The sequence below is a fragment of the Ottowia caeni genome (assembly GCF_050821495.1).
Lineage (GTDB): Bacteria > Pseudomonadota > Gammaproteobacteria > Burkholderiales > Burkholderiaceae_C > Ottowia > Ottowia caeni.
This window is the reverse complement of the sequence record NZ_CP151080.1, coordinates 3,113,794-3,134,201: the sequence shown is the minus strand read 5'-3', so window position 1 is coordinate 3,134,201 and position 20,408 is coordinate 3,113,794. Positions and strand designations below refer to the sequence as shown.

Genomic DNA, 20,408 nt, shown 5'->3' with positions numbered 1-20,408 from the left:
TGGTGGCTAAAGCGACTTGTAGACCATCCCTGTGGTTGGGGGCGGAACGTCAGGAAGGAAGAGCGCAGGAAGCGGGGAGACCTGCGCGCCGTGGCGACGGAGCGCAGGAGTCAGAGCCTTCATGGTACCGAGGCGTGCAAACGCCACAAACCCGGGCAACACAAACCGGGAGCAGGGACGGGAGGCAGGAAGGTGAATGTGTGAAAGACAGATTGAGTGAAACACAAACAGAAGCCATAGTGCCGGAAACGGCTAGACCGGCTTCGTCGAACCCCGCCACTGCAGGCTGCGCGCCTGTGGGGGAGAGCCCAATGGGGAAATGGGTAGACCGCGAGATCTGGACGGATCGCATGTTGGCGGCGCTGGTAACGGCGTCAAGAGAAGGCAAGAGACTCAGGTGGCATAGCCTGATCGATAAGGTATGGCGGGAGCGCACGCTGCACAAGGCCTGGAAGCAGGTTCGAAGGCGTGGTGGTGCAGCTGGTATCGACGGAGTCAGCATTGCGCGATTTGAAGCCCAGGCCGAGCGGTATCTGAGCGAGCTGGCCGAGCAGCTTAAGACGGGTAGCTACCTTCCCGAGCCGGTACGCCGTGTGGAAATTCCGAAAGCTGATGGCTCACGCCGTCCGCTGGGAATTCCTGCGGTGAAGGATCGGGTGGTGCAGACGGCGCTCAAGAGCGTCATTGAACCTATCTTCGAGAGCGGTTTCGATGTCAGCAGCTACGGGTTCCGTCCGGGGCGAGGATGCAAGGACGCGCTGCGTGAAGTCAGCGCCCTGCTCAGGCAGGGAAACACCCACGTGGTGGATGTTGACTTTAAAAGCTTCTTTGACACCATTCCCCCTGACAAGCTTCTGGCGCGAGTGGCCGAACACATCAGCGACACCAAGGTGTTGGCACTGATCGACGGCTGGTTGCATCAGGACATCGTGAAGGAGCTGCAACGATGGACTCCCACAGGGGGAACCCCTCAGGGAGCAGTCATCAGTCCGCTGTTGGCCAATATCTACCTGAACCCGTTGGACGCGCTATTGCGCGAAAAGGGGTGGTCGATGGTCCGTTACGCAGATGACTTTGTGGTTCTGTGTCCGAGTGCGTCTGAAGCGCAGAAGGCACTGGCGGCAATCGAGCAGTGGGTCCACGACCACGGGTTGGAGCTGAACATGGACAAGACGACGATCGGCAACTGTCGAACGCGCCGAGGGGCTTTCGAGTTCCTTGGTTACCGGCTGACACAACGACGTCGGGAGGTCCGGCCCAAAAGCCTGGAAAAGCTCAAAGACGCGATTCGCGCGCGCACCATGCGCACGCGAAGTGGAACGCTGGCGATGATTATCGAGTCACTCAACCGAGTCTTGCGAGGCTGGTTCAACTACTTCAAGCACGCGAGCAAGGAGACGTTTGGCCGTCTCGATGCATTTGTGCGGCGACGCCTGCGGGCGGTGCTGCGCAGACGCACGAAAGGCCATGGTGCTGGTCAGTGCTGGGAGGATGGTTGGCGTTGGCCTCCTGCCTACTTTGCTCAACAGGGGTTGTTCGCCATGCATGCGGCCCGCGTTGCGGCAAGCCAATCCCGATGAGGAAACTACCAACTGGAGAGCCGTGTGCGGGAGAACCGCACGCACGGTTCGGAGGGAGGGGAGGCCGAAAGCCTTCCCTACCCCTATTAGCGCCTCCCCTTGCGCGAGTGCCGGAGGTTGCCCGAAGCGAAGCGCAAGGACGCGACCGGCTAGGGCGGCAAGTGGGGTCCGCCTTTTTTGGTTCCTTTTTTGCGGCCGGCGATCCGGGCGGGCAAAAAAGGAACTGCGCCGCCGGGCGCACATCCCGGCCGACGACCTATCCAAAAGAATAGAACCTAATGAACACCCCACTCGTCAAAAAGCTCAACTCAAAATCGTAATCTAACCCCAATTCCTGCACTGCGCCGCCGTGCGCAAATCTCGGCATAACCACCCAACCTCAAGCCCTCCTCATCCCCCCTGAGGCAAAGCAATCACATTAACCGACTTCCCCCCAGCACCACCTTCCCCAGCCTCCACCATCTCCCGAGCCTGCGCCACCCAATCCACCACCGGATTCGGCGGTCGATACCCACTAACCAACTGCACCAAACTCTCCCTCATCCCGGCGTGATCCTGCAACTCCATCTGCCCAGCCAACTGCTCCAACGCCCCCCGCAATTTCGGCCAAGCCAGAAAATCCTCATGCGCCTTCAAAATCCGAGAGTGTTCCGTAGGCTGAGCACGCTCATCAATCAGCAGCTCCTCATACAGCTTCTCACCAGGCCGTAACCCCGTCACCTTGATCTCAATATCCCCCCAAGGCGTGCGCTCATCCTGCACCCGCTTGCCCGCCAGCTCCACCATGCGGCAAGCCAGGTCGTAAATACGCACCGACTCCCCCATGTCCAGCACAAACACATCACCCCCCGCGCCATGGCGCCCGCCTGAATCACCAACTGCGCGGCCTCCGGAATGGTCATGAAATAACGGGTCATGTCCCGGTGCGTCAGCGTGACGGGCCCACCTGCATCAATCTGGCGACGAAACAACGGCACCACCGACCCAGACGACCCCAGCACATTGCCAAAACGCACCATCGTGAAGCACGTGGTGCCAGGCTTGTGGGCTGCCAGCGCTTGCAACACCATCTCAGCCAGCCGCTTGCTCGCTCCCATCACGTTCGTCGGCCGCACCGCCTTGTCGGTACTCACCAGCACAAAACGCTCCACGCCATGCAACACCGCCGCCTGGGCACACACCAGCGTTCCCCACACGTTGTTGCGCAGCCCCTGCGCGGGGTTATGCTCTACCAGCGGCACATGCTTGTAGGCCGCAGCGTGGTAAATAATCTGCGGCTTCCAGGCCGACAAAACCGCATTCACGCGCTGGGCATCGGCTGCCGAGCCCAGCAGCGGCACCACCTCTGTACCCTCAGGCAACTCGGCAACCAAAGCCTCCAGCTCCTGGTGAACCTGGTACAGCGCAAACTCGCTGGCCTCCAGCAACAGCAGGGTACGGGGCTTCCACTGCAAAATCTGGCGGCACAGCTCACTGCCTATGGAACCCCCAGCCCCCGTCACCAAAATCGTCTGCCCACCCAGGTGCCGAGCCAGCAGATTTTCATCGGGCGCTACAGGATCCCGCCCCAGCAGGTCTTCAATGTCCAGCTCCTGCAAATCACTGGGGCTCACCCCACGGCTTACCAGATCGGCAAAGCCCGGCAGGGTGCGCACATGAATAGGGTAGGGCAGCAGCAAATTCACAATCTGCTTGCGCCGCTCTGCACTGGCCGAAGGAATGGCCAGCAGCATGTCCCGCACCTTGTATTGATCAATCACGCGCGGAAGCTGCTCGGGCGCATACACCGGCAGGCCGTCTAGCTTGCGCCCCTGCAAGGTAACATCGTCATCTACAAACCCCACCAGCCGCTGGTTGCTCATCATGCGCAGGCTGGCACCAAGCTGCTGACCCGCAGCACCCGCACCATAAATCAGCACACCAGGGGCATTCAGGCGCTGAATCAGGTCTCGGTAAAGATCGCCCAGCCACAAACGCACCGCAAGGCGACTCAAACCCAGCCCCACAAACATCAGCAAGGGCTGAATGACGCCCACAGATCGTGGTGTGCCCACAACACCTATGGCAGTAAAAACCAAAGCATAAAGTGAACCATAAACTGCTGCAGCCTTGCCAAGCGACATCATGGCGTTCCAGCCCGCGTGCCTGAAAATGGCAGCATAAAGTCCAAAGTACCAAAACACCGGCAGCCCGATCAGCCAGGCGCCCAGGGTGGCCTTGCCCACCACCACGTTCAAAGGCATCCAGTGCTCCAGCCGCAGGCACCATGCCAGCCACACGGTAAAGGTGCACAGCAGCATGTCGAACATAACGGCCAGCAGCCGCTTTGCGCTGCGAGGCAGCCGAACCAGCTGCCGGTTAAGAGTTTTAATTGGCATTTTTATAAGACAAACGCGTGGCGCCAGCGCGCGCTACAAGTAAGCCGAGCATCAGCCCGGCCAAGTCAGCCAGCAGATCAGCCACACTGGCGGAGCGCCCAGGCACCCAGTGTTGCAAGCCCTCCGTGCCTACCGCCATGAACACCAGGCCCATCAGCAGCGGATGCCTAGCAACCGGCTTCTGCCGCCAAGCCTGCGAACCCAGCCAACCGAGCAGGGCGAACACGCTAAAGTGTATCCATTTGTCAGAATTTTGTGCGGCGTCCAGGGCATCCAGCTGTTGCCCGAACGGGAGCCAGTGCGCCAGCCAGATTTTGATCTGGAGCACCGTTTCAGCCGGTGCAAGCAGCATGACCAGAGAGGCGGCCAGGCTAAGCCAGAATAAAAAGCGCCAGTAATTCGTAAGCATTAACCCTGATCATCCCTCTGTTGTGTGGTTTTTGTCATAGTGGGATGTTTAAAATATTGCAAAGTACAATTTAATCACATTCGTACCAATTGTTAGTGATGTGTAGGTACCGCGTTACATGGTTTCATGTAATTTCGTGTAGAGTCAAAGGCAAGAGGTTGTCGAACTTGAGTTGCTGCATTCTTAATGAAATTAGCAGTTCCTTCCTGAGTCCGCAGCGCTCTTGGTCAACGGGCGTTAATAGGCGCTGTCAAGTGGAGGCGTTATGAAAATACCCGTTTGGGTTGTGTCACCTGCTAGAGTCGGTGAAGGTTATGGTTCAAAAGGCCTGAGGTGGGCAGTCCAGGCCTTGGCAGCTTCATGCTGCGCTTTGCTGTGCGCAAGCGCTTTTGCTCAAACCACCAGCACCACCAACTACACCAGCAGCTACGGCACCAATGCAGCGCCGGTCGGCCCTTCGGTTACCTCGCTTTCCACCGCACCGTCAGCCGGGCAGGCGCCCACCCCCAGCAGCACGGGCGGCTACTCCGCGCCACGGCCAGTTGCGGTGGCACCAACCCCTCTCGGCTCGGCAGTCGCGCCATCCATGCCAGAGGGTGGTGCTGTCGTGTCCACCCCTGTTGCGGCAGCCCTCAGTCCTACACCCACCACGATTGACGCTGACTACAGAATCGGCCCTAACGATCTGCTAGATGTTGAAATCTTCGGCGTGAACGACCTCAAGCGCACCGTTCGCGTCAACTCTACCGGCCACATCTCTCTGCCACTCATTGGCACGGTGCCAGTGGCCGGCCTCACGGCGGCAGACGCTCAGGCGCTCATTGCCCTGCAATACGGCAAAGATTATTTGCAGGATCCGCAGGTCTCCATTTTCATCAAAGAATTCACGACCCAGCGCATCACCATAGATGGCGCCGTAGCCAAGCCCGGCATCTACCCAATGGTGGGGCAAATCACACTGCTGCGCGCCTTGGCCTTGGCGGGTGGTGGCGGCCAGCTTTCAGACCTGGAGCAGGTGATCTTGTTCCGCATCACGCCAGACGGCAAAAGCGAAACTCAGAAGCACGACGTCAATAAAATTCGCCTGGGCGAAGCACCAGACCCTCTCTTGCAAGGCGACGACATTCTGGTCGTGAACCGCGATGCCACGCGGGTGGGGCTGCGGGACTCACTTTTCAGCGACATTCTCAACACGCTCAATCCTTTCTCCTCGATTTATACGAGGGTTGTCCCCTGAGATCGAGGCGATTGGCGGATGAGAATTTTGTAGATGAAAACAATCTAATTATATTGATTGTCTTTCATTAATAATATAAATCTTAAGCTCTAATTTTTTGGGCAATCCTTGGGTTGCTACTCGTTAGGGCGGGTATCGAGTTTTAAGTACTGCATGTCTGACCACGGCAAACCTCCTGACGAACCTCATCTGCTACCTCCGCCCAACCGTGGCCCGCAGCCAGCTTACGCCGTAGGCGCACCCACCCAAGCCGGACTCGGCCAGCCTTGGCAGGCCGCCATGAAGGAGGATCAGCCAGACGACGACGTCATTGACCTCTCCGCTTTGTGGCGCATGGTTGTCAAGCATAAATGGATGCTCGTCTCGGTTGCCGTGGTCGGTTTGTTGGCCGCCTTGCTGGTTAGCTTCACACGCACACCTCAATATCAAGCCGCCACCACCCTTCAGGTCGACAAGCGCGCCGCCTCGGTCGTCAAGTTTGGCCAAGAGATGGACACGAATGACGAGATGGACGATCGCACTGGCATCGGTACCCAGCTTCAGTTGCTCAAAAGCCGCGCTCTGGCGGAGAGGGTTGTAGATGAACTTCGTCTTGATCGCTCAGGCCTGCCGATCGATAGACCCGCCGATCCATCTGCCGAGTCCCCCCTGAAGAAGGTGCTCTGCCCACAGAGGCCGCAGACGCGACAGATGAGGCAGGAGCGCCAGCCGCCGGCGGGTGGCGAGGGTGGGCCAATAGATTTAGAGGTAATTGGACCAAGCTCCGCGAACCCTCTGAGGCCAGCCAGCAAAAGCTTAGCCGCGAGGGTGTCATCCGCACCTTTCAGAGCACTGTAAACGTGGAGCAGGTCCGGAATTCTCGGCTGCTAAAAATTGCGGTAGACAACCCAGATCCTCGCTTGGCGGCGCGTATTGCCAACACGGTCGCGCAAGCTTTCATCTCGCTCAACCTTGAGCGACGTATGGAGGCATCTTCCTACGCCAAGACATTCCTGGAGCAGCAACTGGCCCTGACCAAAGCTAAGCTTGAAGAATCCGAACGGCGATTGAATGAATACGCGCGCAGTCGCAACATCCTCACGCTCGACGAAAAAACCAACACCGTCAACCAGACGTACACGGAATATTCTTCTGCGCTGGTCAAGGCCGAGCAAGAGCGCATCAAATACGAGTCTGAATACCAGGCCATCAAAGAAGCGCCAGACACTGCCGTGCAGGTGCTGCAAAGCCGTACCGTTCAAGAGTACAAGGCGCAGCGTACCAAGCTAGAGACCGACTACCAGCAGAACCTGAAGATTTATAAAGAAAACTTCCCGCTCATGGTGCAGCTGCGGGTTCAAATCAGTGAGCTTGACTCCAAGATCAAAGCCGAAGTGCAGGGTATTTTGCGCTCGGTAGGCAACCAGCTGAACATGGCCAAGCAGCAGGAGGGGCTCATTCGCGCCCGCTTGCAGCAAACCCGCCAAGAGATCATGCAGGGGCAAGATCGCCAAGTAGATTACAACCTGCTAAAGCGTGAGGTAGACACCAACCGCGAACTGTACGACGGCCTGCTGCAGCAGGTTAAAGAAGTCGGTGTGGCTGGTGGTGTAGAAACCAACAACATTCAGGTGGTAGACAAGGCCGAAGTGCCGCTCTTCCCCTACAAGCCCAACCTGGCGCTTAACTCCGCCATCGGCCTCTTGGCTGGCCTGGTGCTGGGCCTGATGCTGGTCTTCCTGATCGAATCTTTAGACGATTCCATCAAGTTTGCCGACGAGGTTGAAAAAACCCTGGGCCTGCCCCTGCTGGGTGTCATTCCGCACGTTAAAGACAAGAACGACCTGCCCAGCCTGGCCTTTTTGGCCCACACAGACCCCAGGGGCCATTTGGCAGAAGCGTACCGTTCTACCCGCACCGCGCTGCAGTTTTCATCTTCAACCGGTGCGCCGCGCGTATTGTTGGTCACCAGCACCACCAAGAACGAGGGCAAGTCCACCACAGCGTTGGCGCTGGCCATCAGCTTTGCGCAATTGGGCGGCAAAGTCGCGCTTATTGATTCAGACATGCGTAACCCCACGGTACACAAGCTGTTTCAGATGAGCAACAACTTTGGCCTTTCTAGCTACCTGGCTGGCCAAGACCCAGACAAAGACCTGCTGCGCAAGGTGAACGTACCCAACCTCACGGTCATTACCGCCGGCCCCGTGCCGCCCAGCCCGGTAGACCTGTTAATGGGCCCGCTGTTTGGCGAACTCATTACCCGCCTGCAGGCCATAGGCTACGAGCACATTGTGGTAGACGGCCCGCCTGTTCTGGGCCTGGCAGACGCCATTGTTCTGGGCAACCAGATTCCTGCGGTACTTTACGTGGCCCAGGCCAGCCGTACCCGCATGAGCCACATCAAAGACGCCCTGCGCCGCCTGCGCATGGCTGGCATCAACCCCCGTGGCGTGGTGCTGACCAAAACCACCTCGCAAAACACAGCGTACTACACCTACGACAACTATTATGGTTACGGCGTAGGCACCCAGCAGCAAGTTGGCCTGAAAACAGAGCCTTCTCTGCAGACTAGCTAAAAGCTGGCAGGGGCAGGGGAGGCAAAAAGAATGAGAGACGGGGCAACGCTTGGCCAAACACCCGCCGACCTGGCGCGCGAGCTACTAAGCTTCAGCCAGGCGCCGGGCAAGTACGCCCTGCGCCTGGGCGAACCCAAGTCCCTCTTCAACCGGCTAGACACCGTGGCCCAGTGGGCAGCAGGGCGCTTGCCCGCAGAGTTAACCCCCCAGGTCTCCCAACTCACCGCCGCCGCCGTCCTCTTCATACAGCGCGCCTGCTTCACCCCCGGCAACACCCACTATCAAATTCTGGGCCTCACAGCCAGCACGCTCACCCCCGAGCTGCTGCGCACCCGTTACCGCTCCCTCATTCGGCTAACCCACCCAGACATGGGCATTGCCGGCCTGCCGCCAGACGCCGCCGGCATGGTCAACCGCGCGCTAGACGTATTAAGCGACGATGCCGCACGCCAGCGCTACGACGACCAGCTTAAAAAAGCGAAGCCCCGCGCCCACCCCCATCGGCAAGCCCTCCGCACCCCGCAAGCGCCCCCCAGCAGAGGCCCACAGCCTCCGCCCGCCCACATGCAGCCCCCTCCCACCCACGGCGTCGCGTGGTTGCCGCCCCCATTCCCCGCAAGGGCGGCCTGGGCGAACGCTGGTTGGGCCTCATGTCCCAATACCCCCGGCAAATGCACTGGGCACTGGTAGCAGCGGCCATTTTGCTGCCCGTGGGCCTGGTACTTTTCTGGGTCGCGCAAGACGCCACCAAAGGCGGCGTGCTGGTTGCCAGCAAACGCCCCCCACCTGCCAACCACAAAGCCGCTGGAGGGAAACCCCCTGAAGCGCCGCAAGCCACGCCCATGGCCTTGCAAACCCCTGCGCAGGTTCAGCAGGCCCGGGTCAGCCAGTCCACCGAGCCGACCCAGCGAACCGCCGGCAACCCCCCCGCCGCGCAGCCCCAAAGTCCTCAGGCCACCGTACCTGCCGCCCACGCCGCATACGCCACGGCTCTCGCCAACCAGCCGCCTGCCGCCATCGCACCCGTTGCAATAGCCCCCGCTGCAATCTCACCGCCAGCCCCGTCACCCAGCCTCGCCGCACCGGCAGACCGCACCCCAGCGCAAAAAACGTTCGACCCGGCCCCCCAGGCGGCCGAGCCTCCACCCGCCGAGCGCCCCCCCATTCAAGCATTTGCAGCCAGCGTGCCGGCCAACGCCGCACCCTACTTCAAACAGGTAGCCGCCGCCGCGCCAGCCCCCCACCCGTGGCCGCCCCCGCACCGCCACCCCCTGCGCCCACACCCGCCGCAGCCCCCGTGCCCCCCGTTGCAAGCGCAGACGCCACCGAAGCCAAGCGCTACCTGGCAGACATAGTCGGCACCCTCGAATCCGCCCCCCGGGCAAGATACCTGCAAGACTATCTTTCCGGCATGAAAGTCCGCGGCACACTGCTGCGCCCAGCGCTAGACTTCATTAACCGCCACCCAGATCTAAGCGTTCACCGCTCCGCCTGGTCAGAAGACCGCCAGCCCGGCCTCCTGGCCCTCCGTTCCACCATAGTGCTTCGCCCCGCATCCGGCGCAGAAGAAGCCCGTCTTTACAACCTGCATGCCGAGTTTCAGCGCACAGAGCAGGGCACCGTGCTGGTTCGCCTGGAGCTAAAGCAGTGAACGCAGCCGTAAATCCCCCCATGCCCCAGCCCCCGCGCACCGGCCGCACCGCCCGCAACACCCCCTGGTGGCTGCTCACACTTTGGCTAATCCCCTTCATGGCAGGCGCCGCAGCACTGTGGTCATGGGCATGGCCCATGCAATATGAGCGCGCCTGCTGGATGCAAGAATGGCCCTTTGAAACCGGCTGCCCAGCCTACCCCGGCGCCGGCACCCCCGGCCAGCCCTCAGCCGTTTACCAGCAGCACCTGCAAAACAACCCAGGCGACAGCAGGGCCCTAGGCTGGCTCACCGGCGCCTTCTGGGCCGAAGAAAACCCCCAAACCGCGCAATTGCTATCCTGGTCCAAGCAATTGGCCCCAAACCAGTCCAGCGTGCTGGTCATAGAAGCAGAATCACAATTACAAGCCGAGAATTGGGACGCTGCTGCCAAAGTGCTCATCAACCTGTTGGAGCAAGGCCACAAGCAAGCGCGGCCAATGCTGGTTGCTCTCATGACGAAGTCTGAAGAAACCGCCCAAGCGGTGCTGGCGCAGCTTTCTGAAGAATCTACCTGGCTAGACGGCGTGTTAGCCAACTTGGGGAGTGAAGTGCCCGCGAATGCCCTTCAACCCTTTATAGGTGCAGGGCGCGAGTTAGGCCTGTTAAAGCCGGCCACCGTTTTAGCCTTGGTGGACCGCCTAAAACGTGAACGCAACTGGATAGACGCCTACAGCCTTTGGGTAGCCTGGAGGGGCGAAGTACCCTTAGGCTTATACAACGGCAATTTTGACCGCCCGGTCATGCGCCGCGGTTTTGACTGGGAGTGGGTTTCTCAGCCCATGTCACGACAAGGGTTCAGGGTAGACCAGGTTTCAGCCTCTTCCCGCCCCGGATGGGCGCTAGAAGTGAACCTGACCGGTCGCGCCTCTTTACCCCCGGTCATGGTCTCACAGGCCATGGTGCTGCCCGGGCCGCGCTACCGCCTGAGCGGCCAGGTCATGGTAGACAGGTTGAGCGCGAAGGAGGGCTTGGTCTGGGCGCTGCGATGCGCCGCGGGCAGTGAGCGCTTTGCCCAATCTACCCCCATACTAGACACCGAGCGCCGCTGGCAACCCTTCAGCATAGAGTTTCAGCCGCCCCCTCAGTGCGGTGCTGCTGTTCGCCTTAACCTTGAACCCAAAGCCCAGTGGGAGGCCCGTGCCGGCATGGTCGGCACCGTATTCTTTGATGACATGGTGGTCGAAAGCCTGAACCCGGCCACGGCAGCAAGCGGGCAACTCACTCAGCGCACGCCGCACCGTGCAAACCCCAAGAGGCGCGCACCATGATCGACTTGCACACCCACATATTGCCGGGCATAGACGACGGTTCCCAATCTCTGGAAACCTCGCTAAAAATGGCCCGCATAGCCGTGGCAGACGGCACCACCATCATGGCCTGCACCCCGCACATCTACCCCGGGTTGTACATGAACCACAGCGCCGGCATCCATGCCGAGCGAGACAAACTGCAGCTAGCGCTAAACACCTACGGCATACCCCTGCGTCTGGTGGTGGGTGCAGACGCCCACCTGGTGCCCGAACTATTGGAAGGCCTAAAAACCGGCCGTGTGCCCACCCTCAACGGCTCAAAATACTTCTTGCTGGAGCCTTCGCACAACGTCCTGCCCCCCGGTTTGAAGACTCTGTTTTTGACGTCATGGCCGCAGGCTACATACCCGTCATTACCCACCCCGAGCGCCTGGTCTGGATCGAAGACCACTACAGCAAATTTATCACCATGGCCAAGCGCGGTGCCTGGTTGCAATTAACCGCAGGCGCCCTGGTTGGCAAGTTTGGCAAGCGCGCCCGTTACTGGAGCGAGCGTTTATTGGCAGATGGTGTCATTCACCTGGTAGCGAGCGATGCACACACCGTATCAGTGCGCAGCCCCCGCATGTCAGATGCGATTCCGCTGCTAGAAAAAGCCGTAGGCAAAGAAGAAACCCAGCGCCTGCTGCAAGAGCGCCCCCAAGCCATTCTGGACGATATTGACCCCAGCCTGGTCACCCCAGCCCCCGGCTTGCACGACACCCATCAGCACGAAGATGAGACCCCCAGCGGCTTTTCAAAGCTCGTGGGCCTCTTCAAGAAGAGTACGCGCCAACATTAATTTTCATGTAAATTGTTAATTCAATTCTCAATTTACATAAATTTATCCATGATCCCCCGCACCGCCGCCCCTCTCATCCACACTCTGCTGCAGGGCTTCCCTGTAGCAACGGTGACTGGGCCGCGTCAATCGGGCAAAACCACCTTGGCGCGCGCCATCATGGCCGGCAAGCCTTACCGGTCGTTAGAAGACCCAGACCAGCGCGCCTTTGCCTTAGATGATCCCCGTGGTTTCTTGACGCAACTGCCCGATGGTGGCGTGCTAGACGAAATCCAGCGAGCCCCTGAACTGCTTTCCTATCTGCAAACCCAGGTAGATGCAGATGGTCGCATGGGCCGTTTCCTGCTCACTGGTTCGCAGCAACTGGGCCTGCTGTCTTCAGTCACGCAATCGCTCGCGGGCCGCTCGGGCATGGTCGAATTGCTGCCCCTCACCTATGCCGAGCTGTCCTCGGCCAGCATGGCCCCAACCGACCTGGACACTGCCATGTTCAAAGGCGGCTACCCCGCACTGTACGACCGCCCGCTGCAGCCCCAACACTGGTTTTCTGCCTATGTATCTGCTTACGTAGAGCGCGACGTGCGTCAGCTTCTGAACGTAAAAGACCTCAGCGCCTTTCAGCGCTTTGTGCGGCTTTGCGCCGGCCGCAGTGGTCAGATTGTGAATCTTTCAACCCTCGCAGCCGATTGCGGCATCAACCACAACACGGCCAAAGCCTGGCTATCAGTGCTGGAAGCAAGCTACGTCGTCTATCTTCTTCAGCCGCACCACGCCAATTTCAACAAGCGTTTGGTCAAATCGCCCAAACTCTATTTTTACGACACGGGACTGTTGTCCTGGCTCCTGGGTATCCAGGCTGCGCAGCAGCTAGCTACGCACCCACTGCGTGGCGCCATTTTTGAAACCTGGGTTATCAGTGAGTTGCGCAAAACCTGGACGCATCGTGGCAATCCGCCAGCGTTTTATTTTTGGCGAGACAGCAACGGCCTTGAAGTCGACTTGATCATCGACCAGGCTGGTGCGCTGACCCCAGTTGAAATCAAGTCCGGTATGACCATCAACCGCGATTACTTTACCTCCCTGCAACGCTGGAAGGCGCTGGCAGGAAGCCAAGCCGCTGAGGCCATTCTTATCTACGGCGGAACAGAAGGTCAAAAGCGTACCGACGTGCGCGTGCTGGGCTGGCAACAGGTAAAGGACCTGGCATGAGCGGCACAACGCATAAATGGTCGTTCAATAAGCTCCCAGAAAGAGCGGCGGCAAACTGCCCTTCTTGCCATGCCCAGAAGCGCACCCAAATTCCCCTCCAGTGGAGGGGTGCCCGAAGGGCGGGGTGGTCACAGCCGTTAACGATTCAAGGCGCCCTCTTGAGTAATAGAGGCCAAACCCCCCAAAGCCGAGCGAAGCAATGGCCCGAGCCTTGTCCCCCAGCCCCTCTGGCCGAGCCGAGAAGCGCACCCAAATTCCCCTCCAGTGGAGGGGTGCCCGCAGGGCGGGGTGGTCACAGCGGTTAACGATTCAAGGCGCCCTCTTGAGTAATAGAGGCCAAAATCCCCCCAGGCCGAGCGTAGCAAAGGCCCGAGCCATGTCCCCCAGCCCCTCTGGACGTGCCGAGAAGCGCAGGGCGAGGGGTGGGCAAGGCCACTGCAAGATGGCCTTGCTTCGTGAACTGACTCGCTCCGGTTGTCTGAACGCAGAGAACGTAGTGAACGAAGAGAGTTCCGGAGCGCCACCCCTCGACCGAGCATCGCAGGTTGCCCGAAGCGAAGCGCAGGGACACGTCCAGTGGGGTCCGCCTTTTTTTGGTTCCTTCTTTTGGCGGAGCAAAAAAAGGAACTGCGCTGCCGGGCGCAATTCCCGGCCTACAACCTCAATAAGAGAACAGAAGATGATTAAGCCCACATCCCCATGCAGAAGGGACAGGGCGAGCCGCGACGGCCCACCGACGCAAAAACAACAAACCCAATAACGTCATCACCCCGTCTTAAAAACCGAATAAACCAATAAAACATTAAAAAAATCAGCTCCCCATGAACCTATCCCAATCCCACATAGCCATCATAGGCCTAGGCTACGTAGGCCTCCCCCTAGCCGTAGAGTTCGGCAAACAACGCTCCGTTCTGGGCTTCGACATCAACGCCCGCCGCGTAACGGAACTCCAATCAGGCCAAGACCACACCCTCGAATGCACCCCCGAGGAACTAAAAGCCGCCCGCCACCTAAGCTTCAGCCACAACCCTGAAGCCCTAAAGGCCTGCCAAGTCTTCATAGTCACCGTTCCCACCCCGGTAGACCAGGCCAACCGCCCAGACCTAACCCCCTTGGTAAAAGCCAGCCAAACCGTAGGCGCTGCGCTAAAACCAGGCGATGTGGTCATCTACGAATCCACCGTTTACCCCGGCGCCACAGAAGAAGTGTGCGTGCCCGAGCTAGAGCGCACCAGCGGCCTCAAATTCAATAAAGATTTCTTCTGCGGCTACAGCCCAGAACGCATTAACCCCGGTGACAAAGAGCACCGCCTTCCAGTCATCAAGAAGGTCACCAGCGGCAGCACCCCAGAAGTAGCCGACGCCGTAGACGCCCTCTACGCGCAGATCATTACCGCAGGCACCCACAAAGCCAGCAGCATCAAAGTAGCCGAGGCCGCGAAGGTCATAGAAAACACCCAGCGCGACATCAACATCGCCCTCATGAACGAGCTAAGCCTGATCTTTGCTCGCCTGGGCATCGACACGCTAGAGGTACTGCAAGCCGCTGGCACCAAATGGAACTTCCTCCCATTCCGCCCCGGCCTGGTCGGCGGCCACTGCATCGGCGTAGACCCGTATTACCTGACCCACAAAGCCCAGGAAGTCGGCTACCACCCCGAGGTCATCCTCGCAGGCCGCCGCGTGAACGACTACATGGCAACCCATGTGGCTGATGAAACCGTGAAGCTCATGTTGCGCAAAGGAATTCCGGTACTGAACAGCCGCATTCTGGTACTAGGCCTCACCTTCAAAGAAAACTGCCCAGACGTGCGCAACACCAAGGTAGTGGACATCGTGAAAGCCTTAAAGGTCTACAACACCCAAGTCGATGTGTATGACCCATGGGTAGACCTAGATGAAGCCCACCACGAATACGGTTTGGAATGCCTGCCAGAGGTTCCTGCTGCAGAGCAATACAGCGCCATTGTGCTGGCCGTCGGCCACAAGCAGTTTGTAGAGTTGGGCGAAGCAGGCATCAAAGCCTGGGGCAAGCCAGGTGCTGTGGTGTTTGATGTGAAAAGTATGCTGCCTTTAGGCACGGCAGACGGAAGGCTGTAACCCTTGAACCGATACGAAGAAGTACAAGATCAGTTGCGCCAGAATCCCAAGAGCTGGCTCGTCACCGGCGTGGCTGGTTTCATAGGCAGTAACCTGCTAGAAACCCTGCTAAAGCTAGATCAAACCGTGGTCGGGCTAGACAACTTTGCCACCGGCTTCCAACACAACCTGGACGAAGTTCAGAGCTTGGTCTCGGCACAGCAGTGGGCCCGATTCCGGTTCATTGAAGGCGACATTCGCAGTCTTCAAGACTGCCAGCAAGCTTGCGCCGGAGTTGACTACGTGCTGCATCAGGCCGCCCTGGGCAGCGTGCCCCGTAGCTTGGCTGACCCTATCACCAGCAACAGCGCCAATATCACCGGATTCTTGAACATGCTGGTGGCTGCGCGAGACGCGAAGGTACAAAGCTTCACCTACGCCGCCAGCAGCAGCACGTACGGAGATCACCCCGCGCTGCCCAAGGTAGAAGACGTTATCGGTAAGCCACTAAGCCCTTACGCCGTCACCAAATACGTCAACGAGTTGTATGCCGACGTGTTTGCTAAGTGCTATGGTTTTCACACTATTGGGCTGCGGTACTTCAACGTTTTTGGAAAGCGCCAAAATCCGAATGGCGCATACGCCGCAGTCATCCCAAAGTGGGCTTCAGCGCTCATCAAGGGTGAAGACGTATTCATCAACGGTGACGGTGAAACCAGCCGCGACTTCACCTACATAGAGAATGCCGTGCAAGCCAACCTACTGGCCGCCACCGCCACCGATGAAGCTAAAAATCAGGTCTACAACGTTGCAGCAAGCGGCCGAACGACGCTGAATAGCCTCTTCAAGGCGCTGGTTGATGCACTCTCAACTCGTGGCATCACCTACAACAAATCTCCAGTCTATCGAGAATTCCGCGCTGGCGATGTGCGGCACTCATTGGCAGACATCGGAAAAATCTCCCGTTTGCTCGGATATGCCCCGACCCACCAGGTGAACGCAGGTATTTCTGAGGCCATGCCTTGGTATGCGAGGGTATTGCAATGAAGGCTGATCATTCGCAACCGGCTAACCCGCATGTCTGCCAACGCAGCTGATTCAATCGTATCAATAAATTTTCTAGTTCATTCGGAAGATATTCAACCGTGACCATCAAGAAGTTTGCACTCATCGGAGCCGCCGGCTACATAGCCCCTCGCCACATGATCGCCATCAAGGCCACCGGCAATCAGTTGGTGGCCGCCTATGATCCAAACGACTCAGTGGGCATCATCGACAGCCATTTCCCAGAAGCTGATTTTTTCACCGAATTTGAGCGGTTTGACCGTCATGTGGACAAATTGCACCGCGCAGATAATGGTGCAGAAATAGACTACATAGCCATCTGCTCTCCAAATTACTTGCATGACTCCCACATGCGCTTCGCCCTCCGCAGCGGCGCAGACGCCATTTGCGAAAAGCCCCTGGTGCTCAACCCTTGGAACATTGACGGTCTTCTCGACATCGAGCGGAGCACCGGAAACAAGGTAAATACCATTCTCCAATTGCGCCTTCACCCCGCCATCGTCGCCCTGAAGGAAAAAATCGCTAACGCAGCGGCCAACGGCAAACACGAGGTAGATCTCACCTACATCACCTCCCGCGGACACTGGTACCTGCAGTCTTGGAAGGGCGATCTCAAAAAATCTGGCGGCATTGCAACCAACATTGGCGTCCATTTTTTCGACATGCTCCATTTCATTTTTGGAGCCCTGCAGCAAAGCAACGTCCACTACACATCAGACACCAAAGCCGGCGGCTATCTGGAGTACGAAAAAGCCCGTGTACGCTGGTTCCTCTCCGTTGATGTGGCAGATGTGCCGCGTGAACAGCTTGAAAAAGGTCAACGTACCTACCGCTCCATTACCGTAGATGGCGAAGAAATAGAATTTTCCGGCGGATTTACCGACCTGCACACGCGCAGCTACGAGGAAATATTGGCCGGCCGTGGCTTTGGCTTGGAGGAAAACCGAACGGCTATCGAAACTGTCGCATCCATTAGAAATGCGCAGCCACTGGGCCTCACAGGCAACTACCACCCCTTCTTGGCCAGGCAAGCCTGAAAGGCATGAGTTACATCGTTCACCCCAGCGCCATAGTAGACGAAGGCGCCCAAATCGGCGAGGGCTCCCGAGTCTGGCACTTTGTGCACGTATGCAGCGGTGCGCGCATTGGCAAAGGCGTCTCATTGGGCCAAAACGTCTTTGTGGGCAACAGAGTCAGCATTGGTGATAACTGCAAAGTTCAGAACAACGTCAGCGTGTACGACAACGTCACGCTAGAAGAAGGCGTGTTTTGCGGCCCCAGCATGGTCTTCACAAACGTCTTCAACCCGCGCTCACTCATCGAACGCAAGAGCGAATACCGCGATACGCTGGTCAAAAAGGGAGCCACCCTGGGTGCAAATTGCACGCTAGTGTGCGGTATCACCATTGGTGAATATGCTTTCGTTGGCGCAGGTGCGGTCATTAACAAAAGCGTGCCCGCCTACGCGCTCATGGTGGGCGTGCCCGCCAAGCAAATCGGCTGGATGAGCGAGTTCGGCGAACAACTCAATCTACCCCTGCAAGGCCAGGCCGAGGCTACCTGCCAGCACACAGGCGCACGCTACATACTAAACGGCAACGTCGTCACCAAACAGTCTGCCTAAAAAGACCATGGAATTCATTGATCTAAAAGCCCAATACCAGCTCCTGAAGGCTGATATAGACGCCGGCATTGCCCGCGTGTTAGCGCACGGCCAGTACATTCTGGGCCCAGAAGTAGCTGAGCTAGAGGAAAAACTAGCCGCTTACACCGGCGCCCGCCATTGCATCTCCGTGGCCAACGGCACAGATGCACTGCAAATCGCCCTCATGGCCCTGGGCGTGGGCCCTGGTGATCAAGTTATTACCCCCGGCTTTACCTACATTGCCACGGCTGAAACCGTGGCCCTGCTGGGTGCCAAGCCGGTATATGTAGATGTAGACCCCCGCACCTGCAACCTGGATCCAGCCTTGCTAGAGGCAGCCATCACGCCCAAGACCAAGGCCATCATCCCTGTCAGCTTGTACGGCCAGTGCGCTGACTACGATGCCATCAACGCCACAGCCCAAAAGCATGGTTTGCCGGTCATAGAAGATGCCGCCCAAAGCTTTGGCGCCACCTACAAAGGCCGCAAAAGCTGCAACCTCACAACCATAGCCTGCACCAGTTTTTTCCCGAGCAAGCCCTTGGGCTGCTATGGAGACGGTGGAGCCATTTTCACCAGCGATGAAGAGCTGGCAAAAATCATGCGGCAAATCGCCCGCCACGGCCAAGATCGGCGCTACCACCATATCCGAGTAGGCGTGAACAGCCGGCTAGACACCCTGCAAGCCGCCATTCTCCTCCCCAAGCTAGCCGTGCTAGACCAAGAAATCGCCCAGCGCCAGGAAGTAGCCCGCCGCTACGCTGACTTACTCCCTCTCCCGCAAGCGGGAGAGGGCTCCGAATTACCCCCTCTCCCTCTGGGAGAGGGTTGGGGTGAGGGCAAGGGCGGTAATAAGAGTGACAAAATTCAACTCCCCCACATAGAACCCCACAACACCAGCGCCTGGGCCCAATACACCATTCAGGTAGACAACCGCGATCAAGTGCAAGAGCAACTGAAAGCCGCTGGAATTCCTACTGCGGTGCATTACCCGATTCCGTTGAACAAGCAACCTGCAGTTGCCGACCCGGATACACGGTTGTCCGTGGGGGATGCTATTGCAAAGAAGGTGTTGAGCCTACCAATGCATCCGTACCTGAGTGCGCAAGTGCAGCAGCGCATTGTCGATGCGCTCGGTGGTTCAAGCTGAATGAAAATGAGAAACACCTACGTGATATGGCTAGCCATAGAGAGGAGTCTCAGATGACCCGCGTATCCGTGCCCGAAGCAAAGTGTCATCTGTGTGAATGGCTGGTGCGCATTCAGTTGGCCACTTCGTGGCATGTCTCTCATCAAACCATACTTCAATGACCACTCGAAAAGGTCTCTTCCCCATTTCGAGTCTTCGTTCATTATGAAACCCATCTACGTTACACAACCGTATCTCCCGCCGCTTGAAGAATTCATCCCATACCTTGAGAAAATATGGGAAAACAAAATCTTGACTAACGGCGGGCCTTTTCATCAGCAGCTCGAGCAGGCCCTGTGTGATTACCTTGGCGTCAAGCACGTTGCCCTGTTCTCAAACGGTACGCTGGCCCTCATCACCGCACTCCAGGCACTGCGTGTAACCGGTGAGGTCATCACCACTCCATACAGTTTTGTGGCTACTTCCCACGCGCTGCACTGGCACGGTAACAAGCCCGTGTTTGTGGACGTCGAGTCCAACACGCTCAACATAGACCCCGCAAAGATCGAGGCCGCCATCACCCCGCAAACCACCGCCATCATGCCGGTGCACTGCTACGGCAACCCCTGCGACACCGCCGCCATTCAGAAGATTGCAGACAACTACAACCTGCGCGTCATCTACGACGCTGCTCACGCCTTCGGCGTGCAAGATGCCGGTGGCAGTGTGCTGCGCCATGGCGACCTGTCGATACTCAGCTTTCACGCCACCAAGGTCTTCAACACCTTTGAAGGCGGTGCCATCATCTGCCCGGACGCTAAGACTAAACAGCGCATCGACCATCTGAAGAACTTCGGCTTTGTTGACGAGGTCACCGTCGTCGCCCCCGGTATCAACGCAAAGATGAGCGAAATCAATGCGGCCTTCGGTTTGCTGCAGCTTAAACACATGCCCCATGTCATGCAGCGCCGCGCCGAAATCGACGCGCTGTACCGCGAAAAGCTGCAGCACGTCAAAGGCATCCATTGCCTGCCTCAGGCCGGACAAACTGTCGCCAATCACTCCTACTTTCCGGTGCTGGTGCAGCCCGACTACCCCCTGCCCCGCGACGCAATCTATAAAAAACTCAAAGATCACGCCATCCACGCACGCCGCTACTTCTACCCGTTAATTTCGGACTTTCCGATGTATCGGGGCTTGCCTACTGCTGCTCGAGCTAATCTGCACGTAGCTGCCAATGCGTCCGAGCAGGTGCTGTGCTTGCCCATCTATCCGGCGTTGACGCCGGACGACCAGCAGCGCGTTATAGAAATCGTTCTGGGTGCATGAGTCATGG

At 58.3% G+C, this 20,408-nt stretch carries 18 protein-coding genes and 1 pseudogene; 17 read left to right on the top strand and 2 right to left on the bottom strand.

Features of this window, described 5'->3' with window-relative positions:
* The first annotated feature begins 311 nt into the window (after positions 1-311).
* Positions 312-1,580, top strand: a complete 1,269-nt coding sequence (ltrA, locus tag AAAK34_RS14845) for a group II intron reverse transcriptase/maturase (protein ID WP_431777446.1) — start codon at positions 312-314, stop codon at positions 1,578-1,580.
* 390 nt (positions 1,581-1,970) lie between these two features.
* Here the strand turns inward: ltrA and AAAK34_RS14840 are convergent.
* Positions 1,971-3,313: pseudogene (locus AAAK34_RS14840) on the bottom strand (polysaccharide biosynthesis protein).
* 634 nt (positions 3,314-3,947) lie between these two features.
* Positions 3,948-4,367, bottom strand: a complete 420-nt coding sequence (locus AAAK34_RS14835; RefSeq protein WP_231697495.1) for a VanZ family protein — start codon at positions 4,365-4,367, stop codon at positions 3,948-3,950.
* 265 nt (positions 4,368-4,632) lie between these two features.
* On the opposite strand from AAAK34_RS14835, the gene AAAK34_RS14830 reads away from it, so the two are divergent.
* The 16 genes from AAAK34_RS14830 to AAAK34_RS14755 all read left to right on the top strand — a co-directional run bounded on the left by AAAK34_RS14830 (position 4,633) and on the right by AAAK34_RS14755 (position 20,401).
* Positions 4,633-5,604 (top strand): polysaccharide biosynthesis/export family protein, encoded by a 972-nt coding sequence (locus AAAK34_RS14830; protein ID WP_431777445.1) that lies wholly within the window; start codon positions 4,633-4,635, stop codon positions 5,602-5,604.
* 153 nt (positions 5,605-5,757) lie between these two features.
* Positions 5,758-6,441, top strand: a complete 684-nt coding sequence (locus tag AAAK34_RS14825) for a Wzz/FepE/Etk N-terminal domain-containing protein (protein WP_431777444.1) — start codon at positions 5,758-5,760, stop codon at positions 6,439-6,441.
* A gap of 2 nt (positions 6,442-6,443) precedes the next feature.
* Positions 6,444-8,162, top strand: coding sequence for a GumC family protein (locus AAAK34_RS14820; protein WP_431777443.1), 1,719 nt, complete (start codon positions 6,444-6,446; stop codon positions 8,160-8,162).
* A gap of 30 nt (positions 8,163-8,192) precedes the next feature.
* A complete protein-coding gene (locus AAAK34_RS14815) occupies positions 8,193-8,852 on the top strand; it encodes a J domain-containing protein (RefSeq protein ID WP_431777442.1) in 660 nt (219 codons plus the stop codon).
* Entirely contained in the window at positions 8,813-9,517 is a 705-nt protein-coding gene (locus AAAK34_RS14810) for a hypothetical protein (RefSeq protein ID WP_431777441.1), read from the top strand. Before AAAK34_RS14815 ends, AAAK34_RS14810 begins: the two co-directional genes overlap by 40 nt.
* Complete coding sequence (locus AAAK34_RS14805) at positions 9,460-9,813, top strand: hypothetical protein (RefSeq protein WP_431777440.1); 354 nt, start codon at positions 9,460-9,462, stop codon at positions 9,811-9,813. Before AAAK34_RS14810 ends, AAAK34_RS14805 begins: the two co-directional genes overlap by 58 nt.
* Positions 9,810-11,123: a hypothetical protein gene (locus tag AAAK34_RS14800; RefSeq protein WP_431777439.1), complete on the top strand. Its 1,314-nt coding sequence runs from the start codon at positions 9,810-9,812 to the stop codon at positions 11,121-11,123. The genes AAAK34_RS14805 and AAAK34_RS14800 overlap by 4 nt, the downstream gene beginning before the upstream one ends.
* Entirely contained in the window at positions 11,120-11,605 is a 486-nt protein-coding gene (locus AAAK34_RS14795; RefSeq protein ID WP_431777438.1) for a CpsB/CapC family capsule biosynthesis tyrosine phosphatase, read from the top strand. The genes AAAK34_RS14800 and AAAK34_RS14795 overlap by 4 nt, the downstream gene beginning before the upstream one ends.
* Entirely contained in the window at positions 11,494-11,946 is a 453-nt protein-coding gene (locus tag AAAK34_RS14790; RefSeq protein ID WP_431777437.1) for a CpsB/CapC family capsule biosynthesis tyrosine phosphatase, read from the top strand. Before AAAK34_RS14795 ends, AAAK34_RS14790 begins: the two co-directional genes overlap by 112 nt.
* 48 nt (positions 11,947-11,994) lie before the next feature.
* Positions 11,995-13,155 (top strand): ATP-binding protein, encoded by a 1,161-nt coding sequence (locus tag AAAK34_RS14785; protein WP_231697489.1) that lies wholly within the window; start codon positions 11,995-11,997, stop codon positions 13,153-13,155.
* An 821-nt stretch (positions 13,156-13,976) separates the two neighbouring features.
* Positions 13,977-15,254 carry a Vi polysaccharide biosynthesis UDP-N-acetylglucosamine C-6 dehydrogenase TviB gene (tviB, locus tag AAAK34_RS14780; RefSeq protein WP_231697488.1) on the top strand — a complete coding sequence of 426 codons (1,278 nt, stop codon included), beginning with the start codon at positions 13,977-13,979 and terminating at the stop codon, positions 15,252-15,254.
* A 3-nt stretch (positions 15,255-15,257) separates the two neighbouring features.
* Positions 15,258-16,280: an NAD-dependent epimerase/dehydratase family protein gene (locus AAAK34_RS14775; protein WP_231697487.1), complete on the top strand. Its 1,023-nt coding sequence runs from the start codon at positions 15,258-15,260 to the stop codon at positions 16,278-16,280.
* 104 nt (positions 16,281-16,384) lie between these two features.
* Positions 16,385-17,335: a Gfo/Idh/MocA family protein gene (locus AAAK34_RS14770; protein WP_231697500.1), complete on the top strand. Its 951-nt coding sequence runs from the start codon at positions 16,385-16,387 to the stop codon at positions 17,333-17,335.
* Positions 17,336-17,340: 5 nt separating this feature from the next.
* Complete coding sequence (gene wbpD / locus AAAK34_RS14765; RefSeq protein WP_231697486.1) at positions 17,341-17,922, top strand: acyltransferase; 582 nt, start codon at positions 17,341-17,343, stop codon at positions 17,920-17,922.
* A gap of 7 nt (positions 17,923-17,929) precedes the next feature.
* A complete protein-coding gene (locus tag AAAK34_RS14760) occupies positions 17,930-19,093 on the top strand; it encodes a DegT/DnrJ/EryC1/StrS family aminotransferase (RefSeq protein ID WP_231697485.1) in 1,164 nt (387 codons plus the stop codon).
* Positions 19,094-19,297: 204 nt separating this feature from the next.
* Positions 19,298-20,401 carry a DegT/DnrJ/EryC1/StrS family aminotransferase gene (locus AAAK34_RS14755; RefSeq protein ID WP_431778028.1) on the top strand — a complete coding sequence of 368 codons (1,104 nt, stop codon included), beginning with the start codon at positions 19,298-19,300 and terminating at the stop codon, positions 20,399-20,401.
* Positions 20,402-20,408: the final 7 nt, after the last annotated feature.

Coding starts and splice junctions, on each gene's coding strand:
- ltrA (WP_431777446.1), top strand. CDS start 312: ATGGGGAAATGGGTAGACCGCGAGATCTGGACGGATCGCATGTTGGCG.
- AAAK34_RS14835 (WP_231697495.1), bottom strand. CDS start 4,367: ATGCTTACGAATTACTGGCGCTTTTTATTCTGGCTTAGCCTGGCCGCC.
- AAAK34_RS14830 (WP_431777445.1), top strand. CDS start 4,633: ATGAAAATACCCGTTTGGGTTGTGTCACCTGCTAGAGTCGGTGAAGGT.
- AAAK34_RS14825 (WP_431777444.1), top strand. CDS start 5,758: ATGTCTGACCACGGCAAACCTCCTGACGAACCTCATCTGCTACCTCCG.
- AAAK34_RS14815 (WP_431777442.1), top strand. CDS start 8,193: ATGAGAGACGGGGCAACGCTTGGCCAAACACCCGCCGACCTGGCGCGC.
- AAAK34_RS14810 (WP_431777441.1), top strand. CDS start 8,813: ATGTCCCAATACCCCCGGCAAATGCACTGGGCACTGGTAGCAGCGGCC.
- AAAK34_RS14795 (WP_431777438.1), top strand. CDS start 11,120: ATGATCGACTTGCACACCCACATATTGCCGGGCATAGACGACGGTTCC.
- AAAK34_RS14790 (WP_431777437.1), top strand. CDS start 11,494: ATGGCCGCAGGCTACATACCCGTCATTACCCACCCCGAGCGCCTGGTC.
- AAAK34_RS14785 (WP_231697489.1), top strand. CDS start 11,995: ATGATCCCCCGCACCGCCGCCCCTCTCATCCACACTCTGCTGCAGGGC.
- tviB (WP_231697488.1), top strand. CDS start 13,977: ATGAACCTATCCCAATCCCACATAGCCATCATAGGCCTAGGCTACGTA.
- wbpD (WP_231697486.1), top strand. CDS start 17,341: ATGAGTTACATCGTTCACCCCAGCGCCATAGTAGACGAAGGCGCCCAA.
- AAAK34_RS14760 (WP_231697485.1), top strand. CDS start 17,930: ATGGAATTCATTGATCTAAAAGCCCAATACCAGCTCCTGAAGGCTGAT.
- AAAK34_RS14755 (WP_431778028.1), top strand. CDS start 19,298: ATGAAACCCATCTACGTTACACAACCGTATCTCCCGCCGCTTGAAGAA.